The 16,234-nt window shown below is 60.3% G+C and carries 11 protein-coding genes and 5 tRNA genes; all 16 read right to left on the bottom strand.

Going from position 1 to position 16,234, the window contains the following annotated elements; all coding sequences use genetic code 11:
• Positions 1-30 precede the first annotated feature (30 nt).
• On the bottom strand, positions 31-456 hold the full coding sequence (locus tag GKQ23_RS06215; protein ID WP_056232218.1) for a YqaA family protein: 426 nt from the start codon (positions 454-456) through the stop codon (positions 31-33).
• The gene (gene yqaB / locus GKQ23_RS06210; protein WP_056232215.1) at positions 453-1,019 is read right to left on the bottom strand and encodes a fructose-1-phosphate/6-phosphogluconate phosphatase; all 567 of its coding nucleotides are present in this window, start codon (positions 1,017-1,019) and stop codon (positions 453-455) included. The genes GKQ23_RS06215 and yqaB overlap by 4 nt, the downstream gene beginning before the upstream one ends.
• Positions 1,020-1,321: 302 nt before the next feature.
• Positions 1,322-1,398: transfer RNA gene (locus tag GKQ23_RS06205), tRNA-Arg, on the bottom strand.
• 217 nt (positions 1,399-1,615) lie between these two features.
• A tRNA-Arg gene (locus tag GKQ23_RS06200) sits at positions 1,616-1,692 on the bottom strand.
• A 128-nt stretch (positions 1,693-1,820) separates the two neighbouring features.
• Positions 1,821-1,897 (bottom strand) — tRNA-Arg (locus GKQ23_RS06195).
• Between the two features lie 114 nt (positions 1,898-2,011).
• Positions 2,012-2,088, bottom strand: a tRNA-Arg gene (locus tag GKQ23_RS06190).
• 4 nt (positions 2,089-2,092) lie between these two features.
• Positions 2,093-2,185, bottom strand: a tRNA-Ser gene (locus GKQ23_RS06185).
• Positions 2,186-3,438: 1,253 nt separating this feature from the next.
• On the bottom strand, positions 3,439-3,624 hold the full coding sequence (gene csrA / locus GKQ23_RS06180) for a carbon storage regulator CsrA (RefSeq protein ID WP_072166264.1): 186 nt from the start codon (positions 3,622-3,624) through the stop codon (positions 3,439-3,441).
• 246 nt (positions 3,625-3,870) lie between these two features.
• A complete protein-coding gene (gene alaS, locus GKQ23_RS06175; RefSeq protein ID WP_056232209.1) occupies positions 3,871-6,501 on the bottom strand; it encodes an alanine--tRNA ligase in 2,631 nt (876 codons plus the stop codon).
• Positions 6,502-6,637: 136 nt separating this feature from the next.
• The gene (locus GKQ23_RS06170) at positions 6,638-7,150 is read right to left on the bottom strand and encodes a regulatory protein RecX (RefSeq protein ID WP_056232206.1); all 513 of its coding nucleotides are present in this window, start codon (positions 7,148-7,150) and stop codon (positions 6,638-6,640) included.
• Positions 7,151-7,470: 320 nt separating this feature from the next.
• Positions 7,471-8,538, bottom strand: coding sequence for a recombinase RecA (gene recA / locus GKQ23_RS06165; RefSeq protein WP_056232201.1), 1,068 nt, complete (start codon positions 8,536-8,538; stop codon positions 7,471-7,473).
• Positions 8,539-8,633: 95 nt separating this feature from the next.
• Positions 8,634-9,128, bottom strand: coding sequence for a nicotinamide-nucleotide amidase (gene pncC / locus GKQ23_RS06160; protein WP_212410060.1), 495 nt, complete (start codon positions 9,126-9,128; stop codon positions 8,634-8,636).
• 398 nt (positions 9,129-9,526) lie between these two features.
• Positions 9,527-10,303, bottom strand: a complete 777-nt coding sequence (tam, locus tag GKQ23_RS06155; protein ID WP_212410059.1) for a trans-aconitate 2-methyltransferase — start codon at positions 10,301-10,303, stop codon at positions 9,527-9,529.
• Positions 10,304-10,392: 89 nt separating this feature from the next.
• Positions 10,393-11,475 (bottom strand): lytic murein transglycosylase B, encoded by a 1,083-nt coding sequence (gene mltB, locus GKQ23_RS06150; RefSeq protein WP_212410058.1) that lies wholly within the window; start codon positions 11,473-11,475, stop codon positions 10,393-10,395.
• 132 nt (positions 11,476-11,607) lie between these two features.
• Positions 11,608-13,275, bottom strand: coding sequence for an ABC transporter ATP-binding protein/permease (locus GKQ23_RS06145; RefSeq protein ID WP_212410057.1), 1,668 nt, complete (start codon positions 13,273-13,275; stop codon positions 11,608-11,610).
• On the bottom strand, positions 13,272-16,034 hold the full coding sequence (locus tag GKQ23_RS06140) for a M16 family metallopeptidase (protein ID WP_212410056.1): 2,763 nt from the start codon (positions 16,032-16,034) through the stop codon (positions 13,272-13,274). The genes GKQ23_RS06145 and GKQ23_RS06140 overlap by 4 nt, the downstream gene beginning before the upstream one ends.
• Between the last annotated feature and the right edge of the window lie 200 nt (positions 16,035-16,234).

Below are 16,234 nucleotides of genomic sequence, written 5' to 3'. Positions count from 1 at the left end.
ATATTCATCGTGGCCTCGCCTGAGGGCGAATCAGTGCCACCACTCCATGCCCTGTAATGTTGCCGTTGCCAGCAAGACGTAACGCAGCGTTTTGCCGACGGCGAGGAAAATCACCACCGGCAGCCAGGCGAACCGCAGCCAGCCGGCCAGCACGCACAGCAGGTCGCCGACCAGCGGCAACCAGCTTAAAAGCAGCGCCGCAGGCCCCAACCGCCGTAGCCAGACCAGCGCGGTGGCATGCCAGCGCCCCTGCTGCTTTAACGGCAGCAGACGGCCAATAACCACGTTGGTTAAGCCGCCAAGGGTATTGCCCAGTGCGGCGGTGACGACCAGACCAACGGCTGAGGCTTTACCCGCCAGCAGCAGCCCAACCAGCACCGCCTCGGAACCGCCGGGCAGCAGCGTGGCGCTAAGAAAACTGCTGACGAACATTGACGCGTAGAGCCAGTCACTCACAGCAGACGAACGTCAACCACGTCCATACCTGCCGCCCGCGCGGCCTGCAGGCCGAAATCAGCATCTTCAAACACCACGCAGCGCGACGGCGGCACGCCGATCAATTCGGCGCAACGCAGAAATGTATCAGGTTGTGGCTTATGACGTTTAACATCATCTGCGCCAACAATCGCATCAAAATGGTCAAGCAGGCCGAGGTGCTGCAACAGCGCGACCGCCATGGCGTGCTCGCTGCCGGTGCCTACCGCCATCGGGCGACGCCCTTTATAGGCTTTTACCACCTCGATTAACGGCAGCGGCTGCACGCTGTCGTACAGCATAGTTTTCAGCAGCGCGTTTTTCTCATCGGCCAGCCGATAAGGATCGAGATCGCGCTGGTGGCTGTCAATCAGCACCTTAGCGATATGCCAGGTGGGGGAGCCGTTCAGGCCAATCACCAACTGGTCATCAAAGGTCATATCGTAGTGTGCCAGCACCTGATGCCAGGCTTTACGGTGTGTGGGCTCGGTATCCAGGATGGTGCCATCCATATCGAAGATCAAGCCATCGTAAGCATCGTACATTCTCTTACCCATCCTGATTGAGGAAACCACACTTTAGCGTAAAGCACTGAAAATGTCGCTGTCAGCATGGATCCGCAAATGCCATGAATAGTATAGGGATTTAGCCTGACGGAAGAAAATGAGGAAAATGCATGAACAAAGCGATGATGAAGAATAGTGAAGCAGGAAGATAACAGAGACAGAGACAGAGACAGAGACAGTATGGTGCATCCAGGAGGATGACTCGGCTTCGCCTCGCACGGTGGCTGGCTGCGATAAACTGCAATATCCCAGTACAAGGTCGCGAAGGTCTTTGAGTAATATGGTGCATCCAGGAGGATTCGAACCTCCGACCGCTCGGTTCGTAGCCGAGTACTCTATCCAGCTGAGCTATGGATGCATTGGGTACTGCTGAGGGGGTACTGCGAGCAGATTAGAATGACTTGCATTTAAGCCTGTAAGAGCTGCCAAACTTCTAAAATATGGTGCACCCAGGAGGATGACTCGGCTTTGCCTCGCCCTGCGGGCCGTTGCTGAAGCAACGTTATCCTCCTTTGTGCTGGCTTTGACACTACTGCTTTCTGCCAGAACAAGGTTGCTGCCAAACTTCTAAAATATGGTGCATCCAGGAGGATTCGAACCTCCGACCGCTCGGTTCGTAGCCGAGTACTCTATCCAGCTGAGCTATGGATGCGTCGGTAAAGCTATTTGGTAAAGCTATAAGGGAGATAATGCGACAAACCTGAGGAGATACTGAAGAAAATCACTGCCACTTGCGGAGAAAGGTTAAACCGTAGAGGTTGCTACCAGTACTTCGAAAGATGGTGCATCCAGGAGGATTCGAACCTCCGACCGCTCGGTTCGTAGCCGAGTACTCTATCCAGCTGAGCTATGGATGCATCGCTAATTCTTGTATTACACAGGGTGCTGACTACTCACCGTGATACAGGGCTGCTAACGCTGTATCGGTACTACCCCAAACTCAGTGCCGCTAATGCCACACTGAAAGAAGATGGTGCATCCAGGAGGATTCGAACCTCCGACCGCTCGGTTCGTAGCCGAGTACTCTATCCAGCTGAGCTATGGATGCAAAATGGCGGTGAGGCGGGGATTCGAACCCCGGATGCAGCTTTTGACCGCATACTCCCTTAGCAGGGGAGCGCCTTCAGCCTCTCGGCCACCTCACCACTAGCACTCTTTCGAGTTGTGCTTCAGAACGTTGTTTCTGCTCATCGGCACTGCGTGGCGCACATATTACTTTCTGGGCGTTGTAAGTCAAACAATTTCTCAGGCTTTTTTAATCAAATGCGTTTGTTTGCACAAAAGCCACGCAAAATGGCGACTTAGAGAACAAAAAGGGTGATTTATCAACAGCAACAGTGCGTTATCCGCCGCAAAATCCTGATAAAGAAAATCCGGTTTGCGGCCCCTTTCCGATTAAAAAGAGCCGAATACAGACCCCCAATGTACGGTAATTATCAGTCACCGCTGCTGAATCGCGGAAAAAACAGGCAATCCAGTGTTAACACCGGCTAATGGCGGCAGATAAAGATGGTTCGCTGCAGAATCTGCATCCGGCTTATCGGAGGGGCTCCGGAACGCGGCCCCCCTACACCATCCAGCCTCAGGGCAAGAAGCGCTGTCCTTTGCACGAGGCTACAGAGCCCTGAACAGGTTCGCTGCAGAATCTGTACCCGGCTTATCGGAGGGGTTCCGGAACGCGGACCCGCTACACCATCCAGCCTCAGGGCAAGAAGCGCTGTCCTTTGCACGAGGCTACAGAGCCCTGAACAGGTTCGCTGCAGAATCTGTACCCGGCTTATCGGAGGGGTTCCGGAACGCGGACCCGCTACACCATCCCTGCGCTCGGCCGGGCACGTCCGTGTGCCCGACGGTCCGCTAACCCGGATCCCCTCCGATTGCCCTCAAGAGCCGTGTTGCTGCCTTAAAACGACATCGTGCCATCCGGTCACTCTGCACTCTGCACTCTGCACTCTGCACTCAGTAACCAGTAACCAGTAACCAGTAACCAGTAACCAGTAACCAAATTCAGCATCGAACGGTTTTTATGTTTTATGCACAGCAACTCAGTAGCTTAGAGGGAGGCCGTTGGGGGGACAGGTTAGCCGGGCGTACGGCGCAGGGATGCGCCGTCCGAGCCCACAGGGACCGTGTTCACGGCGACCCGGCGATCTGCCCGCCAACGGCCGACCCTGCCCCCTGCCCTCCAGCAATGTCCCAGGCAGCGATAGCATGGCCTCAGCGATGCCTTTAGCTGCGTTAACCGTGCCAGCGGCGTTCTGAGTCAGGGAAAGCGATACACGATTAAAAAGAAACAGCGGATTTGGAACTTTGGAGCCAGGGGAGAGGTTTCTGAGTAAAGTGGAGAAAGCAGGAAAAGCGGTTGCGCCTCGCTGCCGGGAGCGAGGCGCAGGATCCGTTAGTAACTCGATGGCTGAGTTTTTTCGGCCTGAATACGTTGATAAATTTCTTCGCGATGCACCGAAACTTCCTTAGGGGCGTTCACACCGATACGAACCTGGTTACCTTTAACACCCAGCACAGTTACAGTCACCTCATCACCGATCATGAGGGTCTCACCAACTCGACGAGTTAGAATAAGCATTCTTTGCTCCTTGAAAGATTAAAAGAGTCGGGTCAACTGTACCCCGGCATTATCCATCATATAACGCGAAATGTAGACTATGACAAATACACCATTTGTGCACCTGCTTGCCAATACATTCTGCTGATATTTAGTTTAGCCGAAAAGCCCACCGTCAACCTGACTTTATGATTACCGGGCGTACCGCGTTACCAAAGCGCCGGAGCACGCGTCTCCGGCCCTCTGTCACGGTACTTCATTATTGTCTTACAGTTTTGCTGCCACCCACGACTCAACGCCGGCCAGCGCCGCAGGCAGTGCCTGAGCATCTGTGCCACCCGCCTGAGCCATATCCGGACGACCACCGCCTTTACCGCCAACCTGCTGGGCCAGTTCGCCCACCAGCTCGCCGGCCTTAACGCGATCGGTCAGATCTTTGGTCACCCCGGCAATCAGAGAAACCTTACCGTCGGCCACCGTTGCCAGCACAATCACCGCAGAGCCGAGCTGATTTTTCAGATCGTCCACCATGGTACGCAGCATCTTAGGCTCGACGTTGTTCAGCGCGCTGACCAACAGTCTGGTGCCTTTCAGCGCGATCGCCTGGCTGCTCAGTGAAGCACTGTCCTTCGCCGCCTGCTGATCTTTCAACTGCTGCAGCTCTTTTTCCAGTGCGCGGGTATGGTCGAGCAGCGCGCGAACTTTTTCATTCAGGTTGCTGCTGTTGGCTTTTACCAGCTGCGCAATATCCTGCAGCTGCTCGCTCTGGCCGACCACCTGGGCCAGCGCGCCCGCGCCGGTCACCGCTTCAATACGGCGCACGCCGGCGGCGGTGCCTGACTCAGAAAGGATGCGGAACAGGCCGATATCACCGGTCCGGTTGGCGTGAATACCGCCGCACAGCTCGGTAGAGAAGTCTTCCATGCCCACCACGCGCACGCGGTCCTCATATTTCTCGCCGAACAGCGCCATCGCGCCCTTCGCTTTCGCCTCTTCCAGATCCATCACCTGGGTTTCAATCGCCAGGTTACGTCGGATCTGCGCGTTGACGATATCCTCAACCTGACGCAGTTCCTGCGGCTTCATCGCTTCGAAATGCGAGAAGTCAAAGCGCAGGTACTTATCATTAACCAGCGAGCCTTTCTGACCGACGTGCTCACCCAGCACCTGGCGTAACGCCTCGTGCAGCAGGTGGGTCGCCGAGTGGTTCAGGCGAATACGGCCACGACGCTGTTCGTCGATCGTTGCTGCGACGCGATCGCCCACGCGCAGCGTACCGCTGTTCACCTTACCGATATGGCCGAACGCTTTGGCATACTTTTGGGTATCGGTCACCGTGAAGCTGACGTTACCGGCGCTCAGTTCACCGGTATCGCCCACCTGGCCGCCCGACTCACCGTAGAACGGCGTTTCGTCCAGCACCACCACGCCTTCCTGACCGGCGCTGATTTCATCAGCGGCTTCGCCGTTAACGAAGATGGCGGTCACCGTAGCGTCGGTCAGCGCCTGCTGCTCGTAGCCTTTGAAGTCGGTGGCTGCGTCAAGACGGATCACGTTGCTGTAATCGGCACCAAAGCCGCTGGCGTCACGGGCACGCTGGCGCTGCTGCTCCATGGCGCGTTCAAAGCCGGCTTCGTCGATTTTCAGATCGCGCTCGCGGCACACGTCAGCGGTCAGATCGACCGGGAAACCAAAGGTGTCGTACAGGCGGAACACGGTGTCACCGTCGAGGGTATCGCCCTGCAGGTTCGCCAGCTCGTCATCCAGCAGCGCCAGACCGCGCTCAAGGGTTTTGGCAAACTGCTCTTCTTCGGTTTTCAGAATCTGCTCAACCTGCGCCTGCTGACGCTGCAGCTCTTCTCCTGCAGCACCCATCACTTCAATCAGCGGGGCAACCAGCTTCCAGAAGAAGGCACCCTGTGCGCCCAGCATATTGCCATGACGCACCGCGCGGCGAATGATGCGGCGCAGCACGTAGCCACGGCTCTCGCTTGACGGGATCACGCCGTCGGCGATCAGGAAGGCACAGGAACGGATGTGGTCAGCAATCACCCGCAGGGATTTGTTGCTGAGGTCGGTCGCGCCGGTCGCCGCGGCCACCGCTTTAATCAGCTTAGCGAACAGGTCGATCTCGTAGTTAGAGTTCACATGCTGCAGCACCGCCGAGATACGCTCAAGGCCCATACCGGTATCCACCGATGGCTTCGGCAGCGGCTGCATGGTGCCGTCAGACTGACGGTTGAACTGCATAAAGACGATGTTCCAGATCTCGATATAGCGGTCGCCATCCTCTTCCGGGCTGCCCGGCGGGCCTCCCCAGATGTGGTCGCCGTGGTCAAAGAAGATCTCAGAGCACGGGCCGCACGGGCCGGTATCGCCCATCTGCCAGAAGTTATCGGAGGCGTAAGCGCCGCCCTTGTTGTCGCCGATGCGGATAATGCGCTCGCGCGGCACGCCGATCTTCTGTTCCCAGATGTCGTAGGCTTCGTCATCGGTCTCGTAGACGGTCACCCACAGTTTCTCTTTCGGCAGGCCGAACCACTCAGGGCTGGTCAGCAGTTCCCACGCGTAGGCGATCGCTTCAGGCTTGAAGTAGTCACCAAAGCTGAAGTTGCCCAGCATTTCAAAGAAGGTGTGGTGACGCGCGGTATAGCCGACGTTTTCCAGATCGTTATGCTTACCGCCGGCGCGCACGCAGCGCTGCGAGGTGGTGGCACGCGAGTAGTTGCGCTTGTCCTGGCCTAAGAAAACGTCTTTAAACTGGTTCATCCCGGCGTTGGTAAACAGCAGCGTCGGGTCGTTGTGCGGGACGAGGGAGCTACTGGCTACAACCTGATGTCCCTTACTCTGGAAAAAGTCGAGAAACGCTTGACGAATCTCCGCAGTGCTCTTGCTCATATTTGTCCTGGAATCACGCTAAAGAACGTTTCGTGGTCTGGGCGGCCCGGTATTGCTGCCGGCAACGGCGACGCACGAACAAAAAGTGGTGAATAAGATAAATTTTCTTCCGGGGGAAGTAAAATCCCATTGCGGGTCAATCGTCAAAATTTGCGAAAATAGCGCGGATATCCTCGCTAAAGAAGCCTTTGCTCATCAGATAACGCTGCACTTTGGCCTTTTCCTTCCAGTCGGTGGGAAAAGGCAGGCCAAACTTGCGTTCCGCCAGCACAAACGCCTGGCGCGCCCAGTCGATTTCCGCCGCAAACATCGCCTGTTCAATCAGCTCTTTCGCCACCCCGCGCTGCCCCAGTTCCAGGCGGATGCGCTGCGGCCCATAGCCCTTACGGCTGCGCGAGCTCAGGTAGCGTTCGGCAAAGCGAGCGTCGTCCAGCCAGTTGTGCTGATAGCACCAGGCCACCACCTGGTCGATCTCCTCGCTGCTCAGCGGTTCCGGCGGCGTCTCCTGCTTTGCAAACTGCGCGGCGCGTTCGGTTGAGATCACCAGCTTACGGCGGAACTCGCTTTCGCTGTGATCGCGCATGGCCAGAATACGCGTGGCCCGCTCCAGCAGTTTGGTCTGTCGGTTTCGTGCGGTGGAGTCTGACATTGGGTATTCCCCTGTGTTGAGGCCGGTGAATGAGGTAAGGGTAACGCCGGGGCAAAATCCTGGCGAGGAGAAATCACGGCAAGCCGGCGGAAGCAGCCGTTTTTCGACAGATAAGGCGGGTATCCGGCGTCATGGCGTGGTAACCCGGTGCGATAAAGAGGGGGATCCGGCGTCATGGCGTAGCATCCCGGTACCATAAGGGTAAGCGTGGGTTTGCGGGCCAGCCTGAGCCATAAAAAAAGGAACGGGGTTACCGTTCCTTTTCATCTGGGTTATCAGCCTGCGGCTCTCAGCTTACCGGCTGATAAGCACGCCAGGGATCAGAAGTCTTCTTCTTTTTCGCTGCCTGCATCCGCTTCGTGCGGAGCCGGAACGAAGTCAGGCTTGTCGTCCTGGTTACCCAGCAGCATCGCACGCAGCTTGGTGTCCAGCTCGTTCGCCAGCGCCGGGTTCTCTTTCAGGAAGTTAGAGGCGTTAGCCTTACCCTGACCAATTTTGTCACCGTTGTAGCTGTACCAGGCACCGGCTTTCTCGATCAGCTTGTGCTTAACGCCCAGGTCCACCAGTTCGCCGAGGGTGTTAATGCCTTCGCCGTACATGATCTGGAACTCAGCCTGCTTAAACGGCGCAGCGATTTTGTTTTTAACCACTTTCACGCGGGTTTCGCTGCCCACCACTTCGTCGCCCTCTTTGATCGCGCCGATACGGCGGATATCCAGGCGCACGGAGGCGTAGAACTTCAGCGCGTTACCGCCGGTGGTGGTTTCCGGGTTACCGAACATCACACCGATCTTCATGCGGATCTGGTTGATAAAGATCAGCAGAGTGTTGGAGTTTTTCAGGTTACCGGCCAGCTTACGCATCGCCTGGCTCATCATACGCGCCGCCAGGCCCATATGTGAGTCACCGATTTCGCCTTCGATTTCCGCTTTTGGCGTCAGCGCCGCTACGGAGTCAACGATGATCACGTCTACCGCGCCAGAACGCGCCAGTGCATCACAGATCTCCAGCGCCTGCTCACCGGTATCCGGCTGGGAGCAGAGCAGGTTGTCGATGTCCACGCCCAGCTTCTTGGCGTAGACCGGGTCAAGGGCGTGCTCGGCGTCGATAAAGGCACAGGTTTTGCCTTTACGCTGTGCCGCGGCGATCACCTGCAGGGTCAGCGTGGTTTTACCGGAAGATTCCGGGCCGTAGATCTCAACGATACGGCCCATCGGCAGGCCGCCGGCGCCCAGCGCGATATCGAGGGATAAAGAACCGGTAGAGATGGTTTCAACATCCATCGTACGGTCTTCACCCAGGCGCATGATGGTACCTTTGCCAAACTGCTTTTCAATCTGGCCGAGCGCTGCTGCCAGTGCTTTTTGCTTGTTTTCGTCGATAGCCATTTCTACTCCTGATCGTGCGGGTAAAGCATACGCGGGCGCTGCTTTGGTTCAAAAATATGCGTTAATTATACTGTATGGTCATACAGTATCAAGCTCTATTTTGCAGAAAGGTGGTCGAGCAGCGTCTGTAGCGCGTGGGCGGTGGCCTGGCGACGAACCGCCTCACGGTCGCCGCTAAACCGGCGGCGCTCTGCCCTCACCTCCCCGCTGGCGCTGGCGAAACCAAACCAGACGGTACCGACCGGTTTTTCATCGCTGCCGCCGTCCGGCCCGGCGATGCCGCTAACCGAGAGCGCGTAATCCGCGCCTGCCGCCTGCAGCGCGCCCTGTGCCATCTCACGCACCACCGCTTCGCTCACCGCGCCGTGCTCCGCCAGCGCAGCGGCGCTGACGCCGATCATCTGCTGCTTGGCTTCGTTGCTGTAGGTGACAAAGCCGCGCTGGAACCAGGCCGAGCTGCCGGCGATGTCGGTCAGCACCTTGGCGATCCAGCCACCGGTGCAGGATTCCGCCGCGGTGACGCTGGCACCTTCGGCCTGCAGCCGCTGGCCCAGACGGGCGCTCAGTTGGTTTAATTCGTTATCGGTCATGCTCTCCCTCCTGCCGAACGTGAAGAGCGAAAGAGTAGCACCTTTCCCCGGCCGGCGGTGCAGAGAAAGCAGATTTTGCGGTGCGCCTTCAGCGGCAGTACGGGCGGTTACGGCGCAGGGACATTTTTCTCAAGGTACGGTGCACAAAGCAGCAGGCCGGTAAGATAAACGGTGAATGCGCGCATATCCGCTACAGATGGGGGAAGGCCATCAGCCGGTTGCCCTCCCCGTTGAACGGTGAACGACATCGGTTAACCCGCCGCGTATCCTGCGCAGACGCAGGAAAGGCACCAGCCGGCTGCCATCCCCGTTGAACACTGAACGACAATGGTTAACCCGCCGCGTATCCTGCGCAGACGCAGGAAAGGCACTAGACGGTTGCCATCCCGTCAGAACGGTTAACCGGCTTTCTGCGCCACCATAAACAGGCGCGGGAAGGCCATCAGCCGGTTACCGTCCTGGCGCGGCGGCAGCGCGCGCTCAATTTCCGCCTGATACTCGGCCAGGTACTGCGCCTGTTCCGCCTCGCTGAGCGCGGCGAGGTAAGGCCGCAACCCGGTGGCGCGCAGCCAGTCAACCACCGCCGCCGCCGAAGGCATCACGTGGTAATAGGTGGTGCGCCAGATATCCACCCGGCAGCCGGCGGCGGTCAGCAGATCGTAGTAGGTTTCGGTGCTGAGCAGCCGCTTGCGGTCGGCGGCGGACGGCGGGATTTTCTCCTGCCACGCCGGGCGCGCTGCGACATCACGCATCAGGCTGTGGGTGGGCTGGTCAAGGTTATCCGGCATCTGCACCGCCAGCACGCCGCCGGGGGCCAGCTGTGCCACCAGGTGCGGCAGCAGCACCGGGTGATCGGTCAGCCACTGCAGCGAGGCGTTGGCATAAATCACATCCTGGGCGGGCCGCGCCTGCCAGCTGCGGATATCGGCCAGCTCGAAGCGACAGCCGGGCAGCCGCTGCCGCGCCTGGTCGATCATCGCCTGCGAGCTGTCCAGCCCGGTGATCTGCGCAGAGGGCCAGGCGCGATGCAGCAGCTCGGTGCTGTTGCCGGGGCCGCAGCCGAGATCGGTGGCGTGATTAATCTGAGTAAGAGGGATGCGCCTGAGCAGTTCTTCAGCCGGGCGCGTACGCTCCGCTTCGAACTGCCGGTAGAGATCGGGGTTCCAGTCTTTCATTGTGCCTCATTGAATGTCAGAACAGACGGGCTAAGTGTAGCCCGTCTGTCACCGCGATAACTCAGCGAAATGCAACAAGGTTTTGCCGCTTACTGCCCCTGACGTGCGCGCCCTACCGCCTCACCCAGCTGCCATACCGCCATCGCATAGTGATTGCTGTGGTTATAACGGGTAATGGCGTAGAAGTTCGGTAAACCGTACCAGTACTGGTAGCTGGTGCCGACGTCAAACTTGAGCAGGCTGACCTGCTGGTTATTATCCAGCGGGATCTGTGGCGACAGCCCCGCCGCCGCCAGCGAGGAGACGCTGTATCGGGTTTTGAAGCCGCTCTCCATGCCCGGTGCCTGGCCGTTAGCCATTACCGCTACCGTGCCGCCGGTTACCCAGCCGTGCGCCTGGAAGTAGTGCGCCACGCTGCCGATAGCGTCGACCGGGTCCCACAGGTTGATATGGCCGTCACCGTTGAAGTCCACCGCGTACTCTTTAAACGCCGACGGCATAAACTGGCCGTAGCCCATCGCGCCGGCGAACGATCCGCGCAGATCCAGCGGATCGTCGCCTTCGGTGCGCGCCATCAGCAGGAAGGTTTCCAGCTCGCCGCTGAAGTAGGCGGCGCGGCGCGGGTAGTTAAAGGCCAGCGTGGCCAGCGCGTCGATGATGCGCGTTTTGCCCATCACCCGCCCCCAGCGCGTCTCCACGCCGATAATGCCGACGATAATTTCCGGCGGCACGCCGTAGGTCTGCTGCGCGCGCTGCAGCGCATCCTGATACTGGCTCCAGAACGCCACGCCGTTCTGCACGTTATCCGGGGTGATAAATTTGCCGCGATAGCGCAGCCAGGCGCCGTTCGGGCCGGTCGGTCCCTGGGCGGTTGGAGCCTGCTTGTCCATCAGCCGCAGCACAAAGTCGAGGTTTTTCGCCTGCGCCAGCACGTCATGCAGCTGCTGGCGCTCAAAGCCGTGCTTGCGCACCATATTATCAATAAAGGCGTTGGCGGCCTGGTTATCGGCAAAGTCGCCGCCCAGCACGCTACCGCTGTGCGAAGGCTGCAGCAGGAAGCCGCCGTTACCTTTAAACGGGTTACCCGTCGGTTCAGCGGTGGCCGGTTTCGGCTGGCTGCTGCAGGCAGAGAGTAAAGCGACAACAGGGAGAAGAGTGGCCAGAGAACGCATCGGATATCCATAAAGCGGTGAGAAAGAGTCAGAAAACTGATGGTAAGCAAAGGGCGGGAAGAGTTAAAGCGGATTTGTGCCGGGGGATGTAAAGAAACGCCAACCCCCGCCCCTGCGGGCGGGGGAGGTCAGTCAGGCCGGGCGGAAACGGCCGAGGTCGTAGTGCTGCGGGAACAGGTCATCCAGCTCCTGCTGATGGGTCACCGCCACTACCGTGGTGCCCGGCAGTTCGCGGCGCACCAGCGCCAGCAGCGCACGGGCGGCGGCGTGATCGAGGCTGCTGGTGGCTTCGTCCAGCCACAGCGTCTCAGGCCGCGCCAGCAGCGCGCGGGCAAAGGCCAGACGCTGGCGTTCGCCGCCGGAGAAGATGCGGTCCCAGTTCAGCTGCTCGTCCAGCCGGTCGCGCCAGGCACCCAGCCCCACCTTGTCCAGCGCCTCACGCAGCGCGTCACTCGCCGCCAGCACCGGCTGCGGATAGCAGAGGATCTCCGCCAGCGTGCCGTGGCCGAGGTAGCTCTGCTGCGGCAGCAGCAGGCTGCGACCTTCCTGCAGCTGCCACTGGCCGTCGTAGTAGGGCCACAGGCCGTTCAGCGTGCGCAGCAGCGTCGATTTACCCAGGCCGCTCTCGCCGGTCAGCTTGCTCCAGCTGCCCGGTTCACAGTGAAACGCCACGTCGTGCAGCAGCGGCTGCCCCTGCGGGGTACGGAAGGAGAGGCTGCCAATCTGCAACCGTTTACCGGCATCTGCCTGCTCCTGCTGCGACTGGTGTTGCAGGATCTCGGCGCGGAACTGCGAAAGGCGCTGCATACTGGCCGACAGCTCGATCAGTGCCGGGTAGACGCGGATAAACCAGCTCAGCACGATATGCACCTGGTTAAAGGCGCTACGGATCTGCATCAGCCCGCCGAAGGTGACGGTTTTATTCAGCAGCAGCGGCAGCGCGGCAAACACCGGCACGATCTGGCTGACGCGGGTGTAGCCGACAATAAACAGATTCATATTACGTTCGGCGTTCATCAGCGAGCGCCAGTTGCCGGTCACCGCCTGGAAGTGGCGCGCGAGGTGACTTTTTTCCTGCTGCTCACCGCCGTACTGGGCGATCTGCTCGGCGTTATCGTGCTTGCGCAGCAGCGAGGCGCGGAAGTTACCCTCCAGACGCTCTTTGCTCACCGTCAGCCCGTGCATTTTTTTACCCAGCAGATGGGTGACCAGCGTACCCGCCAGGGTATAGACCAGCACCACCCACACCAGATAACCGTGGATGGTCCACTCGTTGCCGAACAGAGTGATTTGCTGCACCCCCGAGAGCTGCCAGAGAATAAAGACAAAGGTAAACAGCTGGATCGGGTTCAGCAGCAGATCGACGGTCAGGCCAATCGTTTTGGTGACAAAAATCTCGATATCCTGCGCGATACGCTGGTCGGGGTTATCCACGCGGCCGCTCAGCGACATGCGGTAAAACGCCCGCTTCGCCAGCCAGCTGTCCACCAGCTCGGCGGTCAGCGCGCCGCGCCAGCGGATTATCAACAGCTTGCGGAACCACACTTCATAGACGATGGCGAAAACGTAGATCAGGATATAGAGCGCGTACTCCTTCACCAGCGCATAAATCTTGCCGCCGTCCAGCGCCGTCAGCGCGTCATAGAACGACTTGGTCCACTGTACGAACAGCACGTTAAGCCAGATCACGCTGCCACCCAGCGCCAGCATCACCAGCATAATCAGCCATGCCTGTACGCTGCTGCGCTGGCCCCAGAACGGGCGACACAGCGCCCAGAATTGTCCTGCGGCCTTTTTCACTTTTTCACCTGCTGCGGCAGCGAAATTGAGACCACCCGGTTCTGCGGATTATAGAGCCGGGCTGCCATCGCCTGCACGCCGGCCAGCGTAATGCTGTCGGCCAGCCGTGCGGCGTCGCTGAGATAGCGCGGATCGTTATAGTGGCGATAGCTCAGCTCCAGGCGGCGCTGCAGGGTGTAGATATCCTGCTGGCGCCCCTGCTCGGCGCGGATAAAGTCGCGCTTCTGCACGTCAATCTGCTGCTGGGTGATCTGCTGCGGCAGCTGCGCGAACACCGCCTCCGCCCGCTGCCACAGCTCCTGCGCGCGCTCCGGCGCGCTGGTAAAGCTGACCTCCGTCTCGATGCGCTGGTGGCGATCCGCCAGCTCGCTGTTCATCTGCATGCGGTAGATGCCCAGCGCGTCGTCGCGCAGGCTGGACTTCAGCGCCTGGCTGGCGAGGTTACGGGCAATGCTGACCTGCACCGCCGCCTGCGGCGTCCACGTCTGCGGGGTAAAGCTCCAGCTCTTCACGTCGGCGCGTGGCTCAACGTTCAGCGCCAGCGTCTCCTCGTAGCGGCCGCTGCGCGGCAGCTCCGGCTGTACCGTGGCGACCGGCTGGCGAGGGATGCCGGCCAGGTAGCGTTCGGCCAGCGGCTTCAGCAGCTCCGGCGACATATCGGCCAGAATAAACCAGCTGACCGGCGCGCGGGCGGCCGTCTGCCACTGCGTCAGCAGCGTGCCGGCATCAATCGTTTTCAGCTGCTGCTGCGTCGGCGGCGTCCAGCCCGCGCTGCCGTAGCGCAGCAGACGGGTGGCCTGCGCGCGGGCATTGCCTGCCGATCCGGCATCCACCGCCTGCTGGCGCGCCAGCCGCAGCAGGCTCTCTTTCATCACGTCCGGGTCGATGCCCGCGGCAGTCTGCAACGCATAGTTCAGCGCCAGCAGATCGCCCAGCGCCTCGCGGGAAGACTGGCCGGTGTACTGCAGCTCGTCCGGCAGCTGGCTCACGCCAGACGATACGGCTTTCTGCTGTTTCCACGCCACCAGCTGTTCGCCCTGCCAGCCCTGCGGGCCGCTCTGCCCCACCAGCTGGGTCGCCAGCTGCGACTGCCACGGATTGAGCCCGGCGGTGTTAAAGCCCGCCGCGCTGCGGCCAGACAGCCAGACTTTATCTTTCGCCAGCGGCGTACGCAGCAGCACCACCCGATCGCCGTTGCTCAGCGTCCACTGCTCCACCTGCTGCTGCGGGAAGCTTTTCACCGCAGCGATAGTCCCCGGCTGCGGGGTCACCTTCAGTTCGGTCACCACCTGCTCCACCTTGCGCTGCGGTGGGGCCAGCGTTTCGGTTTTCAGCTGCTCGCGCAGGCGGATGACCGACTGCGCCGTTGGCAGGGTAAACGGCGTGTTGCCGGGAATGCTGAACTGCACCAGCGCATCGCCGGCCGTCAGCCACTGCTGCAGCCGTGCGTTAACCTGCTGATTAGTGATGGTATCCAGCGCCGCCAGCGCCTCACGGCCGCGCTGCTGGCTGCCGGTATACGGCTTGCCCTGCGCCCAGCTGGTGAAGATCTGCTGTACCCAGTCGGCAAACTCACGCTGCTCCGGCTTCGCGGCCATGCGCTGCGCCACTTCGCGGATATCCTGCTTCACGTCGGCAATATCGACGTCGCTCAGGCCGTAACGGCGCACGCGCTCCACCTCACGCAGCAGCACCCGCAGCGCCACCTGGTGCCCGTCGGGCATCACGTCGGCAAATACGCCAAATGCTTCGGTGGTTTTGCCAATATCCGATTTACGCACCACCAGGCCGCCGACTTCCGCCGGCAGCTCCGGCTTCTGCCGACGCATCTGGCGGCTGACGCTGGAGAGGGCGATCTGGCTGATTAGGCGCTGTTCATAGGTGGTGGTGCCCGGATTACTGCGCAGCACCAGCGACAGCTGGCTGCTGCCGCTCTGGCCGTCCTGCAGACGCACCACCTTTAGCTGCGTCTGCAGGCGCGGTTCGTAGTAGTCCCGCTCTGGTACCGCGCCCGCCGGCAGGGTGCCGAAATAGCGCTTAATTTCCGCCGCCGCCGTCTCTGGCCGGAAGTCACCGATCACCAGCAGGCGCATATTGCCCGGATGATACCAGCGCTGATAAAACTGCTGCAGCGTGGTGGCCGGGGTGTTGCGAATAGAAGCCTCAGTGCCGATGGTCGGGCGCTCCGGGTAGCGCGAGCCGTGGCGAATCGCCTGCACGCGCTGCTGGTTCATGCGCTCGGCCACGCCCAGCTTGCCGCGCCACTCTTCCAGAATAATGCGCCGCTCGTCGTCAAGGTCGCGCTGGGTCAGGCGGGCATGCCCGGCCATCTGGCTCAGCGACTCCAGCGCCACGTCCAGCTGCCCCGCTCCGCCCGGCGGGCTGAACATATACAGGGTGCGCTCGTAGTTGGTCATCGCGTTGTAGTGCTGCGCCCGCACCCAGCCGCGCTGGTGCAGCTGGGTGGCCACGCCCTGCGGATACTGCTCGCTGGCGCGGAACACCAGATGCTCCAGCATATGCGCCACGCCGGACTCGTTATCCTGCTCATCGATCGAGCCGACGTCCACGCTCAGCCGCACGTCCACGCGCTGCTTCTGGCCGCTGAGCGGCACCAGCGTATAGCGCAGGCCGTTATCCAGCACGCCTTCGGTAATCTGTGGCAGCGGGCTGAGCGTTTCCGCCGCCCGCGCGCCGTTGAAGAGGAACAGCAGGCTGACGATTGCCACCAGCCCGCTTAAGTTTCGCCATTGCTTCATTGCAAATTTCCTGTACCGGAACGCGCAAACACGCACTCACGGTTTGCTGATTAACCGGGCGGGCGGAAGAGCCGGCCCGGGATGACTGATTTACAGGCAGGCGTTTAAGCCTGCCTGGGATAACGACTTAACCGGCAGGTGTTTAAGCCTGCCCGGCAAAAGGGATAAACCCGGCTGGGGCTAAGCCAGCCGCGATTAAG

The organism is Erwinia sp. E602 (assembly GCF_018141005.1).
GTDB lineage: Bacteria > Pseudomonadota > Gammaproteobacteria > Enterobacterales > Enterobacteriaceae > Erwinia.
The sequence above is the reverse complement of the archived record's forward strand: the minus strand, read 5'-3'. Positions and strand labels throughout refer to the sequence as shown.

What these genes read in the sequence shown, in the direction of transcription:
- yqaB (WP_056232215.1), bottom strand. Translation starts at nt 1,019, where the DNA reads ATGTACGATGCTTACGATGGCTTGATCTTCGATATGGATGGCACCATC.
- csrA (WP_072166264.1), bottom strand. Translation starts at nt 3,624, where the DNA reads ATGCTTATTCTAACTCGTCGAGTTGGTGAGACCCTCATGATCGGTGAT.
- alaS (WP_056232209.1), bottom strand. Translation starts at nt 6,501, where the DNA reads ATGAGCAAGAGCACTGCGGAGATTCGTCAAGCGTTTCTCGACTTTTTC.
- GKQ23_RS06170 (WP_056232206.1), bottom strand. Translation starts at nt 7,150, where the DNA reads ATGTCAGACTCCACCGCACGAAACCGACAGACCAAACTGCTGGAGCGG.
- recA (WP_056232201.1), bottom strand. Translation starts at nt 8,538, where the DNA reads ATGGCTATCGACGAAAACAAGCAAAAAGCACTGGCAGCAGCGCTCGGC.
- pncC (WP_212410060.1), bottom strand. Translation starts at nt 9,128, where the DNA reads ATGACCGATAACGAATTAAACCAACTGAGCGCCCGTCTGGGCCAGCGG.
- tam (WP_212410059.1), bottom strand. Translation starts at nt 10,303, where the DNA reads ATGAAAGACTGGAACCCCGATCTCTACCGGCAGTTCGAAGCGGAGCGT.
- mltB (WP_212410058.1), bottom strand. Translation starts at nt 11,475, where the DNA reads ATGCGTTCTCTGGCCACTCTTCTCCCTGTTGTCGCTTTACTCTCTGCC.
- GKQ23_RS06140 (WP_212410056.1), bottom strand. Translation starts at nt 16,034, where the DNA reads ATGAAGCAATGGCGAAACTTAAGCGGGCTGGTGGCAATCGTCAGCCTG.